General features: G+C 54.1%; 19 protein-coding genes. 12 read left to right on the forward strand and 7 right to left on the reverse strand.

Features of this window, described 5'->3' with window-relative positions; translation table 11 throughout:
* Positions 1–83 precede the first annotated feature (83 nt).
* Both rssB and galU read left to right on the forward strand, forming a co-directional pair.
* Positions 84–1,097, forward strand: coding sequence for a two-component system response regulator RssB (gene rssB, locus ENTCL_RS10325; RefSeq protein WP_013366061.1), 1,014 nt, complete (start codon positions 84–86; stop codon positions 1,095–1,097).
* Between the two features lie 198 nt (positions 1,098–1,295).
* Positions 1,296–2,204: a UTP--glucose-1-phosphate uridylyltransferase GalU gene (gene galU / locus ENTCL_RS10330; RefSeq protein ID WP_013366062.1), complete on the forward strand. Its 909-nt coding sequence runs from the start codon at positions 1,296–1,298 to the stop codon at positions 2,202–2,204.
* Between the two features lie 168 nt (positions 2,205–2,372).
* On the opposite strand, the gene hns is transcribed toward galU, so the two are convergent.
* A complete protein-coding gene (gene hns, locus ENTCL_RS10335) occupies positions 2,373–2,780 on the reverse strand; it encodes a histone-like nucleoid-structuring protein H-NS (RefSeq protein WP_013366063.1) in 408 nt (135 codons plus the stop codon).
* Positions 2,781–3,342: 562 nt separating this feature from the next.
* On the opposite strand from hns, the gene tdk reads away from it, so the two are divergent.
* Positions 3,343–3,966, forward strand: coding sequence for a thymidine kinase (gene tdk, locus ENTCL_RS10340; RefSeq protein WP_013366064.1), 624 nt, complete (start codon positions 3,343–3,345; stop codon positions 3,964–3,966).
* A gap of 73 nt (positions 3,967–4,039) precedes the next feature.
* Here the strand turns inward: tdk and adhE are convergent, their stop codons facing one another.
* Positions 4,040–6,718 carry a bifunctional acetaldehyde-CoA/alcohol dehydrogenase gene (gene adhE / locus ENTCL_RS10345; protein WP_013366065.1) on the reverse strand — a complete coding sequence of 893 codons (2,679 nt, stop codon included), beginning with the start codon at positions 6,716–6,718 and terminating at the stop codon, positions 4,040–4,042.
* Positions 6,719–7,194: 476 nt separating this feature from the next.
* On the opposite strand from adhE, the gene ENTCL_RS10350 reads away from it, so the two are divergent.
* From ENTCL_RS10350 to ENTCL_RS10380, 7 genes are all read left to right on the forward strand, one after another.
* Positions 7,195–7,842 (forward strand): YchE family NAAT transporter, encoded by a 648-nt coding sequence (locus ENTCL_RS10350; protein WP_013366066.1) that lies wholly within the window; start codon positions 7,195–7,197, stop codon positions 7,840–7,842.
* A gap of 752 nt (positions 7,843–8,594) precedes the next feature.
* On the forward strand, positions 8,595–10,226 hold the full coding sequence (gene oppA, locus ENTCL_RS10355; RefSeq protein ID WP_013366067.1) for an oligopeptide ABC transporter substrate-binding protein OppA: 1,632 nt from the start codon (positions 8,595–8,597) through the stop codon (positions 10,224–10,226).
* Positions 10,227–10,347: 121 nt separating this feature from the next.
* Positions 10,348–11,268 (forward strand): oligopeptide ABC transporter permease OppB, encoded by a 921-nt coding sequence (oppB, locus tag ENTCL_RS10360; RefSeq protein WP_013366068.1) that lies wholly within the window; start codon positions 10,348–10,350, stop codon positions 11,266–11,268.
* Positions 11,269–11,282: 14 nt separating this feature from the next.
* Positions 11,283–12,191, forward strand: coding sequence for an oligopeptide ABC transporter permease OppC (gene oppC / locus ENTCL_RS10365; protein WP_013366069.1), 909 nt, complete (start codon positions 11,283–11,285; stop codon positions 12,189–12,191).
* 11 nt (positions 12,192–12,202) lie between these two features.
* Positions 12,203–13,213 carry an ABC transporter ATP-binding protein gene (oppD, locus tag ENTCL_RS10370; protein ID WP_013366070.1) on the forward strand — a complete coding sequence of 337 codons (1,011 nt, stop codon included), beginning with the start codon at positions 12,203–12,205 and terminating at the stop codon, positions 13,211–13,213.
* Positions 13,210–14,214: a murein tripeptide/oligopeptide ABC transporter ATP-binding protein OppF gene (gene oppF / locus ENTCL_RS10375; protein WP_013366071.1), complete on the forward strand. Its 1,005-nt coding sequence runs from the start codon at positions 13,210–13,212 to the stop codon at positions 14,212–14,214. The genes oppD and oppF overlap by 4 nt, the downstream gene beginning before the upstream one ends.
* Positions 14,215–14,259: 45 nt before the next feature.
* Complete coding sequence (locus ENTCL_RS10380) at positions 14,260–15,096, forward strand: ion transporter (protein ID WP_013366072.1); 837 nt, start codon at positions 14,260–14,262, stop codon at positions 15,094–15,096.
* Between the two features lie 33 nt (positions 15,097–15,129).
* On the opposite strand, the gene ENTCL_RS10385 is transcribed toward ENTCL_RS10380, so the two are convergent.
* Together ENTCL_RS10385 and cls are read right to left on the reverse strand one after the other, a co-directional pair.
* Complete coding sequence (locus tag ENTCL_RS10385; protein ID WP_013366073.1) at positions 15,130–15,459, reverse strand: HI1450 family dsDNA-mimic protein; 330 nt, start codon at positions 15,457–15,459, stop codon at positions 15,130–15,132.
* A gap of 36 nt (positions 15,460–15,495) precedes the next feature.
* Positions 15,496–16,956 carry a cardiolipin synthase gene (gene cls, locus ENTCL_RS10390; RefSeq protein WP_013366074.1) on the reverse strand — a complete coding sequence of 487 codons (1,461 nt, stop codon included), beginning with the start codon at positions 16,954–16,956 and terminating at the stop codon, positions 15,496–15,498.
* 136 nt (positions 16,957–17,092) lie between these two features.
* Between cls and ENTCL_RS23655 the strand changes: the two genes are divergently transcribed.
* Positions 17,093–17,266 carry a YciY family protein gene (locus tag ENTCL_RS23655; protein ID WP_013366075.1) on the forward strand — a complete coding sequence of 58 codons (174 nt, stop codon included), beginning with the start codon at positions 17,093–17,095 and terminating at the stop codon, positions 17,264–17,266.
* Positions 17,267–17,318: 52 nt separating this feature from the next.
* Here ENTCL_RS23655 and ENTCL_RS10395 read toward each other — a convergent pair whose 3' ends face one another.
* A complete protein-coding gene (locus tag ENTCL_RS10395) occupies positions 17,319–17,615 on the reverse strand; it encodes a YciI family protein (RefSeq protein ID WP_013366076.1) in 297 nt (98 codons plus the stop codon).
* A gap of 221 nt (positions 17,616–17,836) precedes the next feature.
* On the opposite strand from ENTCL_RS10395, the gene tonB reads away from it, so the two are divergent.
* Complete coding sequence (gene tonB, locus ENTCL_RS10400; RefSeq protein ID WP_013366077.1) at positions 17,837–18,550, forward strand: TonB system transport protein TonB; 714 nt, start codon at positions 17,837–17,839, stop codon at positions 18,548–18,550.
* Between the two features lie 25 nt (positions 18,551–18,575).
* Here the strand turns inward: tonB and ENTCL_RS10405 are convergent, their stop codons facing one another.
* Together ENTCL_RS10405 and pfkB are read right to left on the reverse strand one after the other, a co-directional pair.
* Positions 18,576–19,433 (reverse strand): fructosamine kinase family protein, encoded by an 858-nt coding sequence (locus tag ENTCL_RS10405; protein ID WP_013366078.1) that lies wholly within the window; start codon positions 19,431–19,433, stop codon positions 18,576–18,578.
* Positions 19,434–19,663: 230 nt separating this feature from the next.
* Positions 19,664–20,596 carry a 6-phosphofructokinase II gene (pfkB, locus tag ENTCL_RS10410; RefSeq protein ID WP_013366079.1) on the reverse strand — a complete coding sequence of 311 codons (933 nt, stop codon included), beginning with the start codon at positions 20,594–20,596 and terminating at the stop codon, positions 19,664–19,666.
* Positions 20,597–20,788 lie beyond the last annotated feature (192 nt).

Raw genomic sequence — 20,788 nt, forward strand, 5'->3', positions numbered from 1 at the left:
TTTCGATTACTTCAGCAAATTCTGACAGGCGATACCGCGAATAGCATGCCACTATTGATTTATCGTCAGCCAGGGGGGATATCATGACGCAGCCATTGGCGGGAAAACAGATTCTGATTGTTGAGGACGAACCCGTTTTCCGCGCTCTGCTGGATTCGTGGCTTTCATCGCTGGGCGCGGAGACGGTCCTTGCGCAAGACGGCGTGGATGCCCTGGAAAAGATGGCCAAACTTAGCCCTGACCTGATGATCTGCGATCTCGCGATGCCGAGGATGAACGGACTTAAGCTGGTCGAGTTTCTGCGTAACGAAGGTAAACAGCTCCCTATCCTTATCATCTCTGCGACCGAGAATATGGCGGATATCGCCAGGGCGCTGCGTCTTGGCGTTCAGGATGTGCTGCTAAAACCGGTAAAGGACCTTGACCAGCTGCGGGAAACGGTTTTCGCCTGCCTGTATCCGAATATGTTCAACTCGCGGGTTATAGAAGAAGAGCGCCTGTTTGAGGACTGGGACGCGCTGGTAAGCGATCCCTTCGCGGCAGCAAAACTGTTACAGGAACTGCAGCCTCCGGTACAGCAGGTGATGTCCCATTGCCGAATTAATTATCGTCAACTGGTGACGGCTGATAAACCTGGACTGGTGCTCGATATTGCGCCGCTTTCGGAACACGACCTGGCCTTTTATTGCCTGGACGTTACCCGGGCCGGGGACAACGGTGTTCTGGCGGCGCTATTATTGCGCGCGCTCTTTAATGGTTTATTGCAGGAACAGCTTGCCCATCAGGGGCAGCGTCTGCCGGAACTTGGCAGTTTGTTAAAACAGGTTAACCAATTACTGCGTCAGGCGAACCTGCCGGGGCAATTTCCACTGCTGGTGGGTTATTACCATAGCGGAATAAAAAACCTGATCCTCGTGTCCGCCGGTCTCAATGGAACGCTAAACACGGGAAAGCATCAAATTCAAATCAGCAATGGCGTTCCGCTGGGGACATTAGGAAATGCTTATTTAAACCAAATCAGCCAGCGCTGTGATTCCTGGCAGTGTCAGATTTGGGGGGCAGGTGGACGATTACGATTAATGTTGTCTGCGGAATGAGCAATTAGAGCGCCCCTGTCGATATAGCGCTGCTTGCTTTCCGACAGTGGTGGTACTATCAGCGCAAGTAATGCGTATAAATCCTAATTCAATGTTCTCGCGCTCTTTTCAGGTCCAGCCTCCCGGGAGGGACTGATATACTTGGCGCGTGATTAATTAACGAGCACGTTCAAATTCTGAACAGTTCAGGAGATTTCAATGGCTGCATTAAATTCAAAAGTCACTAAGGCCGTAATCCCGGTTGCGGGATTAGGGACCCGGATGTTACCCGCCACCAAAGCTATTCCTAAGGAAATGCTGCCGCTGGTGGATAAGCCATTAATTCAGTATGTTGTTAATGAATGTATCGCAGCAGGCATCACTGAAATTGTGCTTGTTACCCATTCTTCAAAAAATTCAATTGAAAACCACTTTGATACCAGCTTTGAACTCGAAGCGATGCTGGAAAAACGCGTAAAGCGCCAGCTGCTGGAAGAAGTTCAGTCTATTTGCCCGCCGCACGTCACTATTATGCAGGTGCGTCAGGGACTGGCGAAAGGTCTGGGACATGCGGTGCTGTGCGCGCATCCGGTTGTGGGCGATGAAGCGGTTGCCGTCATCCTGCCGGACGTTATTCTGGACGAATATGAGTCCGACCTGTCCCGCGATAACCTGGCGGAAATGATCAGGCGCTTTGATGAGACCGGCGCCAGCCAGATCATGGTTGAACCCGTTGAAGACGTTACCGCATACGGCGTGGTGGACTGCAAGGGCGAAGCGCTGCATCCGGGCGACAGCGTGCCGATGGTTGGCGTAGTGGAAAAACCGAAAGCCGACGTTGCGCCGTCGAATCTGGCCGTCGTAGGGCGCTATGTGCTCAGCGCTGAAATCTGGCCTCTGCTGGCGAAAACCCCTCCGGGAGCCGGTGACGAAATTCAGCTGACTGACGCCATTGATATGCTGATCGAAAAAGAGACGGTTGAAGCGTACCACATGAAGGGCAAGAGCCACGACTGCGGTAATAAGCTTGGCTATATGCAGGCATTCGTCGAATACGGTATTCGCCACAATACCCTGGGCGCTGATTTTAAAGCGTGGCTGGAAGAGACGATGGGCGTGAGCAAGTAATCCAGCGGCGATTTAGCAGGTTTAAATCTGAACCGGGAAGCGAGGCTTCCCGGTTTTTTTATCGCTGCGCTTCATGCTGCCTGGAAATTGACCGTCGGGATCTTTATCGCGTGCCTAAATGATAAAAAAAATCCCGCCGGGGCGGGATTTTTGTATGAGCGCGGAGGATTAGATCAGGAAATCGTCCAGAGATTTACCCTGCTCATCCATCGCTTTTTTGATTACCGCTGGGGTACGGCCCTGGCCAGTCCAGGTTTTAGTTTCGCCGTTTTCATCAACGTAGCTGTATTTAGCCGGACGTGCTGCACGCTTAGCTTTAGTGCCGGTTTTAGCGGCAGCCATGCTGTTCAGCAGTTCGTTCGGATCAATACCATCAGCGATCAGCATTTCACGGTACTGTTGCAGTTTACGGGTACGTTCTTCGATTTCAGCAGCCGCAGCGCTTTCTTCTTCACGACGTTCATTAACAACAACTTCTAATTTTTCCAGCATTTCTTCAAGCGTTTCAAGGGTGCATTCTCTCGCCTGCGCACGAAGAGTACGGATGTTGTTCAGAATTTTAAGTGCTTCGCTCATTGTAGTAATCTCAAACTTATATTGTGGGGGGGGTTTGTTGAACTAATAATAGAGCGATAAATTCAGATGTGCAATAGGGATGATTGTAAGGAATTCAAAATTACATGTTATTTATCGCGTCGGGTAATTAGGTTAAGTTAAATTTATGGGGTTGCTTCGGGTCATTTCCGCTTATTGTGCAGGTTCTAGGCAGGCGATCACCTGGACAAAGTATGCCTTTTTTGAACTCTTCCAGTACGGTATATATCCTGGTGGCAATAAATTATCAGTCTTTTGTATTAGTCGCTGCCCCGTAAATTGTCTGCTATTCATTAGCGAGGGGAACAGTCCCAGGTGAAGTACGGCAAGGCCTGGCGATGTAAAATGTGACAACCAGGGCATTTGTTATGCGACAGCGCGGCAGGGTTAATCCCTGGGTATCTGATTGTTATTATAGATAAGATAAGGTTTATATTTACTAAAGTCAGGGTTATCGCTGACTAAAGCATGAACGCTGATATCAACAAGGAAATAGGGTACAATTCGTGCCATTAAAAACACGTTGATTGGGGTGATGTTGCCAATGGCACAACTATATTTCTACTACTCGGCAATGAATGCAGGGAAGTCGACGGCGCTTCTGCAGTCTTCATACAATTACCAGGAACGGGGTATGCGTACGCTGGTTTACACCGCGGAAATTGACGATCGTTTTGGCGCCGGTAAAGTGAGCTCGCGTATCGGCCTGTCGTCGCCTGCAAAGCTCTACAACCAACAGACCGTGTTACGTGATGATATTGCCGCAGAACACGCTCAGGAGCCCATACACTGCGTTCTGGTGGACGAAAGCCAGTTCCTGACTCGCCAGCAGGTCTACGAACTGTCTGAGGTGGTAGATGATTTAGATATCCCGGTGCTGTGTTACGGCTTACGTACGGATTTTCGCGGTGAGTTATTTACCGGCAGTCAGTATTTGCTGGCATGGTCCGATAAGCTGGTAGAACTGAAAACGATTTGCTTCTGCGGGCGTAAGGCAAGCATGGTGCTGCGGCTCGATCAGGAAGGCCGTCCCTATAATGAAGGCGAGCAGGTGGTGATTGGCGGGAATGAACGCTATATCTCCGTGTGCCGTAAACACTATAAAGAGGCGCTGGAAGTGGGGTCTTTATCGGTTATTCAGCAGCGTCTGCGCGGCACGGCTACCTGATTCCATCGTATACAGGTTAAATGCAGGAAATAAAAAACCCGCCATCAGGCGGGTTTTTTTATCAGGCTGTCAATCAGGCGCTTTTCTTCGCTTTCTTGTCAGCTTTAGCCGGTGCGGCTTCTGCCTTCACCGCTACCGTTTCACCTTCTTTGAACTCACGGCCGTAGTAAGTATCCAGCAGGATCTGTTTCAGCTCGGAGATCAGCGGGTAACGCGGGTTGGCGCCGGTGCACTGGTCGTCAAACGCATCTTCAGACAGTTTGTCTACGTGTGCCAGGAAGTCTGCTTCCTGAACGCCCGCTTCGCGGATAGACTTCGGAATGCCCAGTTCAGCTTTAACGCTTTCCAGCCATGCCAGCAGTTTCTCAATCTTCGCCGCAGTACGGTCACCCGGTGCGCTCAGACCCAGATGGTCAGCGATTTCGGCATAGCGACGACGAGCCTGCGGACGGTCATACTGGCTGAATGCAGTCTGCTTGGTCGGGTTGTCGTTGGCGTTATAGCGAATAACGTTGCTGATCAGAAGGGCGTTCGCCAGACCGTGAGGAATGTGGAACTGAGAACCCAGCTTGTGCGCCATGGAGTGACATACGCCCAGGAAGGCGTTGGCAAACGCGATACCGGCGATGGTGGCGGCACTGTGAACACGCTCACGCGCTACCGGGTTTTTAGACCCTTCGTGGTAGGACGCAGGCAGGTTTTCTTTCAGCAGCTTCAGCGCCTGCAGAGCCTGACCGTCAGAGAACTCAGAGGCCAGTACGGAAACGTAAGCTTCCAGCGCGTGCGTTACCGCATCCAGACCACCGAATGCGCACAGGGACTTCGGCATATCCATCACCAGGTTGGCGTCAACGATCGCCATGTCCGGGGTCAGCGCGTAGTCAGCCAGCGGGTATTTCTGACCGGTAGCATCATCGGTAACGACCGCAAACGGCGTAACTTCAGAACCGGTACCGGAAGTGGTGGTGACAGCGACCATTTTCGCTTTCACGCCCATTTTCGGGAACTTGTAGATACGTTTACGGATGTCCATAAAGCGCAGCGCCAGTTCTTCGAAGTGGGTTTCCGGGTGCTCATACATTACCCACATGATTTTCGCCGCATCCATCGGGGAACCACCGCCCAGCGCGATGATAACGTCCGGTTTGAAGGAGTTAGCGAGCTCGGCGCCTTTACGAACGATAGACAGCGTTGGGTCCGCTTCAACTTCGAAGAACACTTCGGTTTCAACGCCAGCCGCTTTCAGCACGGAGGTTATCTGATCCGCGTAGCCGTTGTTGAACAGGAAGCGGTCAGTTACGACCAGCGCGCGTTTGTGACCATCGGTAATCACTTCATCCAGCGCGATTGGCAGTGAGCCACGACGGAAGTAGATAGATTTCGGAAGTTTGTGCCACAACATGTTTTCAGCTCGCTTAGCAACGGTTTTCTTGTTGATCAGGTGTTTCGGACCAACGTTTTCAGAGATGGAGTTACCACCCCAGGAACCACAACCCAGAGTCAGGGAAGGTGCGAGTTTGAAGTTGTACAGGTCACCGATACCACCCTGAGAAGCCGGGGTGTTGATCAGGATACGCGCAGTTTTCATCTTCTGACCGAAGTGAGCGACGCGTTCTGGCTGGTTGTCCTGGTCGGTGTACAGGCAAGAGGTATGGCCGATACCGCCCATGGCGACCAGCTTCTCTGCTTTCTCTACCGCGTCATCGAAATCTTTCGCGCGGTACATAGCCAGCGTCGGAGACAGTTTCTCGTGAGCAAACGGCTCGCTTTCGTCAACGACTTTCACTTCGCCAATCAGAATCTTAGTGGTTTCTGGTACGGAGAAACCAGCCAGTTCGGCGATTTTGTACGCAGGCTGGCCTACGATAGCGGCGTTCAGCGCGCCATTCTTCAGGATGATGTCCTGAACGGCTTTCAGCTCTTTGCCCTGCAGCATGTAGCCGCCGTGGGTGGCGAAACGCTCGCGCACTGCGTCGTAGACGGAATCAACAACAACAACGGACTGCTCGGAAGCACAGATAACGCCGTTGTCGAAGGTTTTAGACATCAGTACGGAAGCCACCGCACGTTTGATATCTGCCGTTTCGTCGATAACAACAGGGGTGTTGCCTGCGCCTACGCCGATTGCTGGTTTACCGGAGCTGTATGCTGCTTTAACCATGCCCGGGCCACCGGTGGCCAGAATCAGGTTAATGTCAGGGTGGTGCATCAGCGCGTTGGACAGCTCAACGGAAGGTTGATCGATCCAGCCAATCAGGTCTTTCGGCGCACCCGCTGCGATTGCCGCCTGCAGAACGATATCTGCCGCTTTGTTGGTAGCGTCTTTAGCACGCGGATGCGGGGAGAAGATAATGGCGTTACGGGTCTTCAGGCTGATCAGCGATTTGAAGATAGCCGTGGAGGTCGGGTTAGTTGTTGGAACGATACCGCAGATGATGCCGATAGGTTCTGCGATGGTGATGGTGCCGAAGGTGTCGTCTACAGACAGCACGCCGCAGGTTTTCTCATCTTTATAGGCGTTGTAGATATACTCAGAAGCAAAGTGGTTTTTGATCACTTTATCTTCGATGATACCCATGCCGGATTCGGCAACGGCCATTTTAGCGAGAGGGATTCGAGCATCTGCAGCAGCCAGAGCGGCCGCGCGGAAGATTTTATCAACCTGTTCTTGGGTGAAATTGGCATATTCACGCTGGGCTTTTTTTACGCGCTCGACGAGTGCGTTAAGTTCAGCGACATTAGTAACAGCCATAATGCTCTCCTGGATAATGTTAAACTTTTTTAGTAAATCAACTGCGCGATACGTCAGTATAGACAGACCGTATGCAGCTTGCGCAAGAGCCTTGAAAATAACAGGTCACTCACGACCTTCGATTCACTGACTTACTAAACGAGCCTTCCCATTACTCCTGGGGACATCAGGATACCCTCTGATGGCGGAATCAAGATTACTCACTTCTGAGTATGAATTACGTGATCTAAATCAAGATTACCCCAAGCTGACACCTTTCAGCAGGCCCGTTTTAGCGATTTGTATCAAGTGTTAAAAGATCGTGCTCAAGTCCGGGGGTAACATTAGCATAATTCATACAAATACATAACAGCGTGTAATGACAGCGTTTTTAGCAGATTTAGCGTGAAGAATGCCGATAAAAAGCGTATCTTCAGCGCGGATTTCATTATTCCTTTTCGTCAACGACCATTTTTGATGAGTTTGCGGGGCTAACCGTGATTCAAACTTTGTTTGATTTTCCCACTTATGTTAAGTTTTTCATTGGGTTGTTTGCATTGGTGAACCCGGTAGGCATCATTCCGGTCTTCATCAGTATGACCAGCTACCAGTCGGCGCCTGCCCGCAACAAAACCAACCTTACCGCCAACCTGTCCGTCGCCATTATTCTCTGGACGTCGCTGTTTCTCGGAGACGGTATCCTTCAGCTGTTCGGTATCTCCATCGATTCCTTCCGCATTGCGGGCGGCATCCTGGTGGTGACGATTGCCATGTCGATGATAAGCGGCAAGCTGGGGGAAGATAAACAGAACAAGCAGGAGAAGTCGGAAACGGCGATCCGCGAAAGCGTTGGCGTCGTTCCTCTGGCGCTACCGCTGATGGCGGGGCCGGGCGCTATCAGTTCGACCATCGTCTGGGGAACGCGTTATAACAACCTGGCGCACCTGCTGGGTTTCTCTGTGGCGATTGCTATTTTCGCCGCCTGCTGTTGGGGATTGTTTCGCATTGCGCCGTGGCTGGTGCGCCTGCTCGGGCAGACGGGGATCAACGTTATTACCCGTATCATGGGTCTGCTGCTGATGGCGCTGGGCATTGAGTTCATCGTCACCGGGATTAAATCGATTTTTCCAGGTCTTGTCGGTTAAACCGGGATTCCAGCGGGATACCTCTCGCTGGAGTGCGTCATTATTAGCAAATCATATCAATAAAGTTTAACTACGGCTAAAGCATCTTATCGTGCCAGCGCCGTAAAATACTATAAATATCATCTTGTTAATCCCGTCATCGCTCAGCAATTATTGCCCCCGCCGTGTTATTTTATTCACGTGATACTCTTACGCTTGCCGAGCGATAATTGAAATGATATTAGTAATTTCACCGCTCGAGCAGTGGAATGTGCTAAATAATAACCAATTGTTAATTTTTTGTACAAAAAACGCACATCGCGACAGCTGCCGCGGGCAGGGGAGAGTCATCTTATCTATCGTGTTGATTTCGAAATGATATTTTATTGTTTGCAGCGTCGCTGAAACTTGCTTTCATATGAAGAAGATACGACAAAAGAGAATTGCTTAACAAATTTGCAAAATGTATTGGCGGTAAAGAAAGTCATTTGATACTTTCCGGCCAGACATTTCACTACAGAAGACCGGAGATGAGAATAGTTTTCAAATGAATCTCCCGGCATGAAAAGAATAAAGTTCGTCCCGACAGGGGGGATGAATGAAAGAATCGACGTAAGGATGCCAAATAAAGAGCAACCGTAATAAAGAAGTCGGTGATAGCGGTAGTACAAGAACTGACAGTTGCATTAGCTCCTGCACTGTTCAGCAACCCTTAGGGGATTAAACAGGCTGGTCAAATAACCAGTAATTATAATGAGCGGGGTACCAACACAATGTCCATCATCACAAAAAAAAGCCTTATTGCAGCCGGCGTTCTGGCTGCACTTATCGCAGGAAGCGCAATGGCGGCTGACGTGCCTGCCGGTGTTAATCTGGCGGATAAGCAGACGATGATTCGTAATAACGGCGCGGAACCGCAGTCGTTAGACCCGAATAAAATTGAAGGCGTGCCGGAAGCGAACGTAAGCCGCGATCTCTTTGAAGGCTTACTGATTACCTCTACCAAAGACGGCCACCCGATTCCGGGCGTGGCGGAAAGCTGGGACAACAAAGATTTTAAAGTCTGGACCTTCCATCTGCGCAAAGATGCTAAATGGTCCAACGGCGAGCCCGTCACCGCGCAAGATTTCGTTTATAGCTGGCAGCGTCTGGTGGATCCGAAAACCGCGTCCCCGTATGCAAGCTATCCGCAGTACGGCCACATTCTGAACGTCGATGAAATTATCGAAGGCAAAAAACCGGCAACCGATCTTGGCGTAAAAGCTGTCGACGATCATACTCTGGAAGTGACCCTGAGCGAGCCGGTTCCTTATTTCTACAAGCTGCTGGTTAACCCGGCAATGTCTCCGGTTTATAAACCGGCCATCGAAAAATTCGGTGAAAAATGGACCCAGCCTGCCAATATCGTCACCAACGGCGCTTATAAGCTGAAAGACTGGGTGGTTAACGAGCGCATCGTAATGGAGCGCAACCCGAATTACTGGGATAACAAGAAAACCGTTATCGACCAGATTACCTATCTGCCAATCTCTTCTGAAGTGACAGACGTTAACCGCTACCGCAGCGGCGAAATCGACATGACCTATAACAACCTGCCGATCGAACTGTTCCAGAAGCTGAAAAAAGAGATTCCAACGGAAGTTCACGTCGATCCGTATCTGTGCACCTACTACTATGAGATCAACAACCAGAAAGCACCGTTTACCGACGCGCGCGTCCGTACTGCGCTGAAGCTGGGCCTGGATCGCGACATCATCGTGAACAAAGTCAAAGCGCAGGGCGACCTGCCGGCCTTTGGTTATACCCCGCCGTACACCGATGGCGCGAAGCTGACCAAACCGGAGTGGTTCAGCTGGTCGCAGGAAAAACGCAACGAAGAAGCGAAGAAGCTGCTGGCCGAAGCGGGTTATACCGCAGACAAGCCGCTGACCTTCAACCTGCTGTATAACACCTCCGATCTGCACAAAAAACTGGCCATTGCCGCGGCCTCAATCTGGAAGAAAAACCTCGGCGTTGACGTTAAGCTGGTCAACCAGGAGTGGAAAACCTTCCTCGATACCCGTCATCAGGGTACCTACGACGTGGCGCGCGCTGGCTGGTGTGCGGACTACAACGAACCGACCTCCTTCCTGAACACCATGCTGTCTGACAGCTCAATGAACACCGCACATTATAAGAGCCCGGCGTTCGATGAGATCATGAAGCAGACGCTGCAGGTGACTGACGAAGCGCAGCGTACCGCGCTGTACGACAAAGCCGAACAGCAGCTGGGTAAAGATTCCGCCATCGTTCCGGTTTATTACTACGTTAACGCCCGCCTGGTGAAACCATGGGTCGGCGGTTATACCGGTAAAGATCCGATGGACAACATCTATACCAAAGATCTGTACATCATTAAGCATTGATGGCAATACGTGGGGCGGCCGACGGCGGCCCCACTGTGTCTTATTTCATCGCACTATCACACGCGGTCTTTTGTTATAGCGAAAGACCGCGGGTAAAGGCACACGCCAGAAGGTACGGGCAATGTTGAAATTTATATTACGTCGCTGTCTGGAAGCTATTCCGACGCTGTTCATTCTTATTACGATTTCCTTCTTCATGATGCGTCTCGCACCGGGGAGTCCTTTTACGGGCGAACGTACGCTGCCGCCAGAGGTTATGGCGAACATTGAAGCAAAATATCACCTGAACGACCCGATGAGCGTCCAGTACTTCAATTATCTGAAGCAGCTGGCGCAGGGAGATTTCGGGCCTTCTTTTAAATATAAAGACTATTCCGTCAACGACCTGGTGGCGACAAGCTTTCCGGTCTCTGCAAAATTGGGTGCCGCGGCATTCTTCCTCGCCGTCGTTATCGGCGTGGCCGCCGGGGTTATTGCCGCGCTGAAGCAAAATACTATCTGGGATTATTCCGTCATGGGGGTGGCAATGACCGGGGTCGTCATACCCAGTTTTGTGGTCGCGCCATTACTGGTGATGATATTCGCCATCACGCTGCACTGGTTGCCGGGAGGCGGATGGAACGGCGGGGCGCTGAAGTTCATGATCCTGCCGATGGTGGCGCTCTCACTGGCCTATATTGCCAGTATCGCGCGTATTACCCGCGGCTCGATGATTGAAGTGCTGCACTCCAACTTTATCCGTACCGCGCGGGCAAAAGGTCTGCCGATGCGCCGCATTATTTTCCGCCACGCGCTGAAACCCGCGCTGCTGCCGGTGCTCTCCTATATGGGGCCGGCGTTCGTCGGGATTATTACCGGCTCAATGGTTATCGAAACCATCTATGGCCTGCCGGGTATCGGGCAGCTGTTCGTCAACGGCGCGCTTAACCGCGACTACTCGCTGGTGCTGAGCCTGACCATTCTGGTCGGCACGCTGACCATTCTGTTCAATGCGATTGTTGACGTGCTGTATGCCGTTATCGATCCGAAAATTCGATACTGATACTGGAGTTCGCCATGATGTTGAGTAAGAAAAACAGCGAGGCGCTGGAACACTTCAGTGAAAAACTGGAAGTCGAAGGTCGTAGTCTCTGGCAGGATGCCCGCCGTCGCTTTATGCATAACCGCGCTGCGGTCGCCAGTCTGGTCATGCTGGTTATCATCGCCCTGTTCGTCACGCTGGCGCCGATCGTGTCGCAATTTACCTATTTCGATACCGACTGGGGCATGATGTCCAGCGCGCCGGATATGGCGTCAGGCCACTATTTTGGCACGGACTCCTCCGGCCGCGACCTGCTGGTGCGCGTCGCCATCGGGGGACGTATCTCTCTGATGGTCGGGATTGCCGCCGCGCTGGTGGCGGTGATTGTCGGCACCCTGTATGGCTCGCTGTCCGGCTACCTGGGCGGTAAAGTTGACTCGGTGATGATGCGTCTGCTTGAAATCCTTAACTCCTTCCCGTTCATGTTCTTCGTGATTCTGCTGGTCACCTTCTTCGGTCAGAACATCCTGCTGATCTTCGTTGCGATCGGGATGGTCTCCTGGCTGGATATGGCGCGTATCGTTCGTGGTCAGACGCTGAGCCTTAAGCGTAAAGAGTTTATTGAAGCAGCCCAGGTCGGCGGCGTGTCGACCGGTAGCATTGTGGTTCGCCACATTGTCCCGAACGTGCTTGGCGTGGTGGTGGTGTACGCTTCGCTGCTGGTGCCGAGCATGATCCTGTTTGAATCGTTTCTGAGCTTCCTCGGTCTGGGTACCCAGGAGCCGCTCAGCAGCTGGGGCGCATTGCTGAGCGATGGCGCTAACTCTATGGAGGTTTCTCCGTGGCTGCTGCTGTTCCCGGCAGGTTTCCTGGTGGTTACCCTGTTCTGTTTCAACTTTATCGGCGACGGCCTGCGTGATGCCCTCGACCCGAAAGACCGCTAAGGAGTACAGCCATGAGTACGATTGACATGGTGAACGCGCCTGCACAACAAAAATCCGGCCTGCTGCTGGATGTTAAAGACCTGCGCGTGACCTTTAAAACCCCGGATGGCGACGTCACGGCGGTGAACGATCTCAATTTTAGCCTCAATGCGGGCGAAACGCTGGGGATCGTCGGAGAGTCCGGCTCCGGTAAGTCCCAGACCGCGTTTGCGCTGATGGGGCTGCTGGCGGCGAACGGCGTTATCGGTGGTTCGGCGACCTTCAACGGCCGTCAGATCCTGAATTTGCCCGAGCATGAGCTGAATAAGCTGCGCGCCGAGCAGATCTCCATGATTTTCCAGGACCCGATGACCTCGCTGAACCCGTACATGCGGGTGGGCGAGCAGCTGATGGAAGTGCTGATGCTGCATAAAGGCATGGGAAAAGCCGAGGCGTTTGAAGAGTCGGTCAAAATGCTTGATGCGGTGAAAATGCCGGAAGCGCGTAAGCGTATGCGCATGTTCCCGCACGAGTTCTCCGGCGGGATGCGCCAGCGCGTGATGATCGCTATGGCGCTGCTGTGTCGGCCGAAGCTGCTGATCGCCGATGAGCCGACCACTGCGCTGGACGTCACCGTTCAGGCGCAAATCATGACGCTGCTGAACGAGCTTAAGCGCGAATTCAACACCGCCATTATTATGATCACCCATGACCTTGGCGTCGTCGCCGGTATCTGCGACAAAGTGCTGGTGATGTATGCCGGACGCACCATGGAGTATGGCCAGGCGCGCGACGTGTTCTATCATCCGGCGCACCCGTATTCAATTGGTCTGCTCAACGCGGTGCCGCGTCTGGATGCCGAAGGCGAGGCGCTGCTGACCATTCCGGGCAACCCGCCGAACCTGTTGCGCCTGCCGAAAGGCTGTCCGTTCCAGCCGCGCTGCCCGCATGCGACTGAAATCTGTAATAGTGCTCCGCCTCTGGAGGCGTTTGCGCCTGGCCGTTTACGCGCCTGCTTTAAACCGGTGGGGGATCTGATATGAACGCCGTGACTGAACAACGAAAAGTACTGCTGGAAATTGCCGATCTCAAAGTTCACTTTGACATCAAAGACGGTAAGCAGTGGTTCTGGCAGCCGTCGAAAACGCTGAAGGCGGTGGATGGCGTAACGCTGCGCCTGTATGAAGGCGAAACGCTGGGCGTGGTGGGCGAGTCCGGCTGCGGAAAATCGACCTTTGCCCGCGCGATTATCGGCCTGGTGAAGGCCACCGAGGGTAAAGTCGCATGGCTTGGCAAGGATCTGATGGGGCTGAAGCCCGCCGAGTGGCGCGAAGTTCGCAGCGATATTCAGATGATTTTCCAGGATCCGCTGGCCTCGCTTAACCCGCGTATGACCATCGGCGAGATCATCGCCGAACCGCTGCGCACCTATCATCCGTCGATGTCGCGCCAGGAAGTTCGCGATCGCGTGAAGGCGATGATGATGAAGGTCGGCCTGCTGCCGAACCTTATCAACCGCTATCCGCACGAGTTTTCCGGCGGCCAGTGCCAGCGTATCGGCATCGCGCGCGCGCTGATCCTTGAGCCGAAGCTGATTATTTGCGATGAGCCAGTCTCGGCGCTTGATGTGTCTATTCAGGCGCAGGTGGTTAACCTGCTGCAGCAGCTGCAGCGCGAGATGGGGCTGTCGCTTATCTTCATCGCTCACGATCTGGCGGTGGTGAAGCATATCTCCGATCGCGTGCTGGTGATGTATCTGGGGCATGCGGTGGAGCTGGGAACCTACGACGAGGTTTACCATAATCCGCTGCACCCTTATACCAAAGCGCTGATGTCGGCGGTGCCGATTCCGGATCCGGATCTGGAGAAAAATAAAACGATCCAGCTGCTGGAAGGGGAGCTACCGTCGCCTATCAATCCGCCGTCGGGCTGCGTATTCCGCACGCGCTGTCCGATTGCCGGGCCGGAATGCGCCAAAACGCGTCCGCTGCTGGAAGGCAGTTTCCGTCATGCGGTTTCCTGTCTGAAGGTTGACCCGTTATAATCTCACGGGCTGACGGTTGTCAGCCCTTTTTTTTGTGAGGTTATTGTGCCTACCGCTACCACATCGTTTCGCCAGCGTGTTTACCGACGGCTATTCGATCAACGAACCCGCTCCGGCCGCCGCGTTGAGGCCTTCTTCGCGCTGTTTGCGCTCTTTAGCGTCGTGCTGATTTTTATCGAATCCGGTATTGGCACGCAATATCATCTGACGTTCGAGGAGTGGCACGCCTTCGTCTGGTTGGAAATTTTCGTCACGCTGGTCTTCACGTTTGAATATATTCTGAGAGTCCTTTGCTGGCCAAAACCGGCGAATTACGTCTTCAGCTTCTGGGGATTTATTGATTTGGCCACTGTCCTGCCGCTGTATGTTCTTTGGCTGTGGCCGGAAATCGGCATTCATTACCTTTTTGCCTGGCGGGCCATGCGGGCGGTACGCGTGCTGCGGATCCTCAAAGTACTGCGCTTTATGCCGTCGCTGATGATTTTATGGCGCGCGATTGCCCGCGCCCGGCAGCAGCTGATTCTGTTCTACGCCTTTATCGCGGTCATGATGATCGTCTTTGGCGCGCTAATGTACGGAATCGAAGGGCCGCAGTATGGGTTTACCACGCTTAATGCTTCGGTTTACTGGGCGATAGTGACGGTTTCAACGGTGGGATACGGCGACATCACGCCGCATACGGCGGCCGGAAGAACTATTGCATCGATTCTTATCCTGATTGGTTATTCGCTGATTGCGATCCCAACGGGGCTGATTACGTCTCACATGAGCGCAGAGCTCAACAGCCGGCGGCAGTCGCGGGCGTGTCCGCACTGCCGTCATATCGGACATGAGGATGACGCCCGCTACTGTAAAGCCTGCGGCGGCGCGCTTGCAGAATAACGCATAAAAAAGGCTGCCTGCGCAGCCTTCTTCTTACTCACGCCACAGAATGTGGCAGAGCTTGTGATCTTTTTCCCGGCACAGCAGCACGCGGGCGAAGATATCGTTAATTTCGCCGCCGTCGGTATCCGCAAGGCCGATCACGACCTCAGCGAAAAAGTCGGGGTTCAGGTCGAAATCAACATGCTCCTGCCAGTCTTCCGCCGGATCGAAAAGCTCGGCGCCGCCGCGCTCTTCGAACTGCAGATTAAACAGAATAATATCGGCAGGGTCGAGGTTATCGGCCGCCAGTTCGAGAAAGATATCGTAAGCCTGCTCGAGTGTTTCGTCTTCGGTCAGGCGATTGTTTAAATCCATATCCATGATGACTACCTGTTTTAACATCTGATGGGCCACGTTTTACAGCAACGGGCTGAAGAAGTAAAACAGTCGCTCAGCGACGCGCTGCCAGAGCGGGCGTTTTACCCATAAACGGGCATCCAGCAGGCGAGAGCGGGAGATATAATCATCCTGCACCGCCGCCAGGTCGCCGCCAAAACCAGCGTCATCGATAGCCAGCGTGATTTCAAAATTCAGCCACAGGCTGCGCATGTCCAGGTTCACGGTGCCGACAAGACTTAGCTCGCCGTCGACCAGCACGCTCTTGGTATGCAGCAGCCCGCCCTCAAACTGATAGATTTTAACCCCGGCCGCCAGCAGCTCGGTGAAAAAGGCGCGGCTCGCCCAGCCGACCAGCATCGAATCATTCTTCAGGGGCAGGATGATGCTGACATCAACGCCGCGCTGGGCGGCGGTGCAGATGGCGTGCAGCAGGTCATCGCTCGGCACGAAGTAGGGGGTGGTCATTATCAGATACTCACGCGCCGAGTAGACGGCGGTAAGCAGCGCCTGATGAATTAGCTCCTCCGGGAAGCCCGGCCCGGAGGCAATGGTGTGGATAGTGTGACCGCTGGCCTCTTCGAAGGGCATGATGTTGAGGTCCGGCGGCGGCGGTAAAATACGTTTCCCGGTTTCAATTTCCCAGTCGCAGGAGTAGACAATGCCCATGGAGGTGGCGATTGGCCCTTCCATACGCGCCATCAGGTCAACCCACTGGCCGACCCCGGCATCCTGTTTGAAAAAGCGCGGATCGACCATATTCATACTGCCGGTATAGGCAATATAGTTGTCGATCATCACCATCTTGCGGTGCTGTCGCAGATCCATACGGCGCAGGAAGACACGCATCAGGTTAACCTTCAGCGCTTCAACGACATCGATACCGGCGTTACGCATCATGGCTGCCCACGGGCTGCGGAAAAAGGCGACGCTGCCTGCGGAATCCAGCATCAGCCGACAGTGCACGCCGCGCCGGGCGGCCGCCATCAGCGACTCCGCCACCTGGTCGGCCATTCCGCCAGGCTGCCAGATATAGAACACCATCTCAATATTGTGCCGGGCGAGCTGAACGTCGCGGATCAGCGCCTGCATGACGTCGTCGGAGTCCGTCAGCAGCTGCAGCTGGTTACCTTTCACGCCCGCAATGCCCTGGCGTCGTTCGCATAGCTTAAACAGCGACGAGGCAACCTGGCTGTTTTCTTCCGCAAAAATATGCTTGCAGGTTTTTAAATCCGCCAGCCATTTTGCGGTCGAGGGCCACATCGCGCGGGCGCGCTCGGCGCGGCGTTTCCCGAGGTGCAGCTCGCCAAAGGAGAGGTAGGCGATGATCCCGACCAGCGGCAGAATGTAAATGATCAGCAACCATGCCATCGCTGAAGGTACCGCGCGTCGTTTCATCAGGATGCGTAAGGTCACACCCGCAATTAACAACCAATACCCCACAATGACCAGCCAACTCACCACGGTGTAGAAGGTTGTCATAGAAAATCCTTTTGAAAGCCTGTTGTTATGAGTTTACGCGTCCATATTTATCTGGCAAATAAAAACGCGGTAAAAGCGCTGGTCAGAGTCTGGCAAGGGTTTATAATAGCGGCTCTTTCATTTTAGAGATGTCGAAATGAAGCGTAGTCGAACCGAAGTGGGGCGTTGGCGCATGCTGAGACAGGCAAGCCGCCGCAAATCGCGTTGGCTGGAAGCGCAGTCCCGGCGCAATATCCGCATCCACGCGATCAGAAAGTGTCTGGTGAAGCGGCAGAGAAATTCACTGCTGGTCGCCATTTACGATTTCTGAATAGCAAAAAAGGGCACCGCTGGCGGTGCCCATTGTTTTTTTAAGCGCCCGCTTAAAAGATTTTTTTGTACGGTTTTACGGCCACTTTGCTGTAAACGCCTGCCGCGACGTAAGGGTCGGCATCTGCCCAGGCCTGAGCCGCTTCAAGCGATTCAAATTCGGCGATGACCGTAGAGCCGGTAAAACCTGCGACGCCGGGATCGTTACTGTCGACCGCAGGCAGCGGACCTGCCGTCAGCAAACGGCCTTCATCATGCAGCAATTGCAAACGCGCGAGGTGAGCGGGGCGGACCGGCAGACGTTTTTCCAGCGAGTCGGCGACATCTTCAGCATAAATCACATAGAGCACAGGCGCAGTTCCTTATCGGTAAATTGTCGAAACACGGTATGTGAAAGCGATAACGACTGCAATGCTATGATCTTTTTGTCTTTGCGTCTGCGGCACCGCTGCGCTTTTTTTCACCATCTCCCACGGAAATTTGACCGAGGTTAAGATGCGTTATTGAATATGATTGCTATTTGCATTTAAAATCGACCCATCATTTTTCAACTGAAACGATTATGACTTCAATGACCCTCGATTTACCTCGCCGTTTTCCGTGGCCGACGCTGTTGTCTGTGGGCATTCACGGTGCCGTCGTGGCGGGTTTGCTTTACACCTCGGTACATCAGGTTATTGAATTACCGGCCCCCGCGCAGCCGATCATGGTCAGCATGGTAGCGCCTGCGGATCTGGAGCCTCCTCAGGCGGTACAGCCGACGCCGCAGCCGGTCGCAGAACCTGAGCCGGAGCCGGAAGTAGTGCCGGAACCGCCGAAAGAGGCGCCGGTGGTTATCCATAAGCCGAAACCTAAGCCGAAGCCAAAACCGAAGCCGGAGAAAAAAGTTGAACAGCCCGAGCGTGAGGTGAAACCGGTAGAGCCGCGAGCGACATCGCCGTTTGAAAACGCCACGACGCCAAGCCGCCCGGCGATGAATTCCGCTCCGGCGACCAGCGCGCCGGTCGCGGCGGCGCCCTCCGGCCCGCGCGCATTGAGCCGTAACCAGCCGCAGTATCCCACGCGAGCACAACAGTTGCGCATTGAAGGTAATGTTCGCGTTAAGTTTGACGTGACGCCCGAGGGGCGCGTCGAAAACGTAGAGATCCTGTCCGCCCAGCCGAGCAATCTGTTCGAGCGCGACGTAAAGGCGGCGATGCGCAAATGGCGCTATGAGCCAGGGAAACCCGGCACCGGGCTGGTGATGAATATCGAGTTTCGCCTCAAGGGCGTGCAAATGAACTAACAAAAAGCCCCTCGCGGGGCTTTTTTTACGCCGCCAGCACGCGCTCCAGCGCTTTCTGCGCGGTGACCAGATGCGCTCCGCCGAACATAATCGCCCGGTTCAGCAGCGTATAAAGCTGGTAAACCGGCTGGCGTTCAAGGAAGCCGCCCGGCAGCGGCGAGATTGACTGGTAGCCGTCATAAATCTGCGGCGGCTGCTCCGGGTGGAGCGGCAGCATTGCCAGATCGCATTCGCGGTCACCCCAGTAGCAGGCCGGGTCAAAGATATAGGGACCGGACGGGCCCAGCGCGCAGTTCTGCGACCACAAATCGCCGTGCAGCAGCGATGGCGTCGGCTGATGGCTGCTCAGCCGCTGGTGGATATGTTCGACGATGGCGTCGATATTGCCAAACTCCATGCCTTTTTCCGCCGCCAGCTCCAGCTGCCAGCCGATGCGCTGCTCGGCAAAAAAGGTGGACCAGCGCCGCTGCCAGGCGTTGGGCTGCGGCGTTGTCGACAGGTCGTTGTCGAAGTCGAGTCCAAACTGCGGCTGATCGCTCCACCCGTGCAGATGCGCAAGCTGCTGACCCAGCAGAAAGGCGTTATGGGCGTCCAGCGGGCGAGGCGGAAGATACTCCATGACCAGGAAGCTGTAATCGCGATCGCTGCCGACGGCGAAGACGCCGGGGACCCGGACGGTTTTGCTGCGCGACAGAAGCTCCAGCTGGTCGGCCTCGGCGGTGAAAATGGGCAACATTTCGCGCTCATCGCATTTGACGAAATAATCCCGGCCGCCAAAACGCAGGTGCCAAGCGGCGTGAATTTCTCCGCCTGGCAGCTCGTTGCGCAGCTCTATCTCGCCGTCTCCATGCTCTCTCAACAGGTTACTGATAGCTTGCCACATGCTGTCTCTCCCCATGTCTTCTGCCATATCATAAGGTTAGCGCATAAACGCGGTGGAAAAATACGAACTGACGCACAACTGTGCGTTTCAAAGGACGGTTATTGTGACCAGGGACGCGTAATGTGATATTCACGACAGGCGATCACCACATTGTAATTCAAGGGTTTTGTTAGCATAGTCGATAACGGCGATTTGGCGACTCCCGCCGCGCTGGCGGCGGGAGCTGCGGCCTATATCTGGCACAGATAATGATAAATATTCTGCGTATTCTCAAGCGAGCACAGGCGAGTGCCCTGGTTTAGCGTGGCCGCGCTGCCTGCGGCTACGCCATAGCGTACCATCTCCTCCAGCGGCGCGTTTTGCGCCAGCTTCAGCGTCATGGCGCCGACCATGCTGTCCCCGGCGCCGACGGTGCTCTGGCTTTTCACCGGCGGCGGCACCACCTGAACGGAACCGCTGGCGTCCACGCCCAGCGCGCCCTGTGGCCCAAGCGATACCACAACGCGTTTTGCTTTGCCGCTGCGCACGAGTTCAAGCGCTGCCTGACGCACGTCGTCGGGCTGGGTCAGCTCGCGCTGGACCAGCGCGCTAAGCTCCTTCTGGTTCGGCTTAACCAGCTCAAGCCCGCCGACGCTGAGCGCGGCCGCCAGCGCGTCGCCGGAGCTGTCGATAACGCAGCGCAGGCCATGTCGCTGCGCGGTTTTTATCATTTCGGCCAGACGCCCCGTGGATACGCCCGGCGGCAGGCTGCCGCTAATAACGATAATCGCGCCGGCGTCGGCCGCCATCACCCGGGCCTCCAGGCGGGCAAATTCGTCGTCGCTGAGCGCGGCTCCTGGCATCACGAAACGGTATTGCTCGCCGCTGGTCTTAACATGTACGTGCAGGTTTTGCCGCGTCCAGTCCTGTGTTTCGACCGCTTCTACCGGAACGCGCTCTGCGGCAAGCAGGGCGACCAGGTGCTCGCCCGTTGCGCCGCCCGCCGGGAAAATCGCCGTCGCGGCGCCGCCAAGAAAGGTGATAGCGCGCGCAACGTTGATGCCGCCGCCACCCGGCTCAAAGACGGGGGCGCTGCAGCGTAATTTACCTTCGGGATAAATTTGTGGGGTCTGCGTAGCGCTGTCGAGAGAGGGCGCTAACGTGAGCGTATAGATCTTGGTCATTCCATTACCTCCTTTTATGACCTTTGCAGGCCAGCCCATAACGTGCTTAGTGTAAGCCTGGCACCTGTTTTGCCTGAGGGGAAGTGTCAAAGGCATGATTTTCATGAATTTAAAGCCAAACGTTGACTTTTATCATTATGAAATAAAACGAGTTTTGAGAGCCCTCTTATTCAAAAAATGAAATAAGAATTC

This window comes from [Enterobacter] lignolyticus SCF1, from assembly GCF_000164865.1.
GTDB lineage: Bacteria > Pseudomonadota > Gammaproteobacteria > Enterobacterales > Enterobacteriaceae > Enterobacter_B > Enterobacter_B lignolyticus.

Bases quoted from the DNA above. Each gene is read 5' to 3' on its own strand.
- rssB (WP_013366061.1), top strand. From the start codon at position 84: ATGACGCAGCCATTGGCGGGAAAACAGATTCTGATTGTTGAGGACGAA.
- galU (WP_013366062.1), top strand. From the start codon at position 1,296: ATGGCTGCATTAAATTCAAAAGTCACTAAGGCCGTAATCCCGGTTGCG.
- hns (WP_013366063.1), bottom strand. From the start codon at position 2,780: ATGAGCGAAGCACTTAAAATTCTGAACAACATCCGTACTCTTCGTGCG.
- tdk (WP_013366064.1), top strand. From the start codon at position 3,343: ATGGCACAACTATATTTCTACTACTCGGCAATGAATGCAGGGAAGTCG.
- adhE (WP_013366065.1), bottom strand. From the start codon at position 6,718: ATGGCTGTTACTAATGTCGCTGAACTTAACGCACTCGTCGAGCGCGTA.
- oppA (WP_013366067.1), top strand. From the start codon at position 8,595: ATGTCCATCATCACAAAAAAAAGCCTTATTGCAGCCGGCGTTCTGGCT.
- oppB (WP_013366068.1), top strand. From the start codon at position 10,348: ATGTTGAAATTTATATTACGTCGCTGTCTGGAAGCTATTCCGACGCTG.
- oppC (WP_013366069.1), top strand. From the start codon at position 11,283: ATGATGTTGAGTAAGAAAAACAGCGAGGCGCTGGAACACTTCAGTGAA.
- oppD (WP_013366070.1), top strand. From the start codon at position 12,203: ATGAGTACGATTGACATGGTGAACGCGCCTGCACAACAAAAATCCGGC.
- oppF (WP_013366071.1), top strand. From the start codon at position 13,210: ATGAACGCCGTGACTGAACAACGAAAAGTACTGCTGGAAATTGCCGAT.
- ENTCL_RS10385 (WP_013366073.1), bottom strand. From the start codon at position 15,459: ATGGATATGGATTTAAACAATCGCCTGACCGAAGACGAAACACTCGAG.
- cls (WP_013366074.1), bottom strand. From the start codon at position 16,956: ATGACAACCTTCTACACCGTGGTGAGTTGGCTGGTCATTGTGGGGTAT.
- ENTCL_RS23655 (WP_013366075.1), top strand. From the start codon at position 17,093: ATGAAGCGTAGTCGAACCGAAGTGGGGCGTTGGCGCATGCTGAGACAG.
- tonB (WP_013366077.1), top strand. From the start codon at position 17,837: ATGACCCTCGATTTACCTCGCCGTTTTCCGTGGCCGACGCTGTTGTCT.
- ENTCL_RS10405 (WP_013366078.1), bottom strand. From the start codon at position 19,433: ATGTGGCAAGCTATCAGTAACCTGTTGAGAGAGCATGGAGACGGCGAG.
- pfkB (WP_013366079.1), bottom strand. From the start codon at position 20,596: ATGACCAAGATCTATACGCTCACGTTAGCGCCCTCTCTCGACAGCGCT.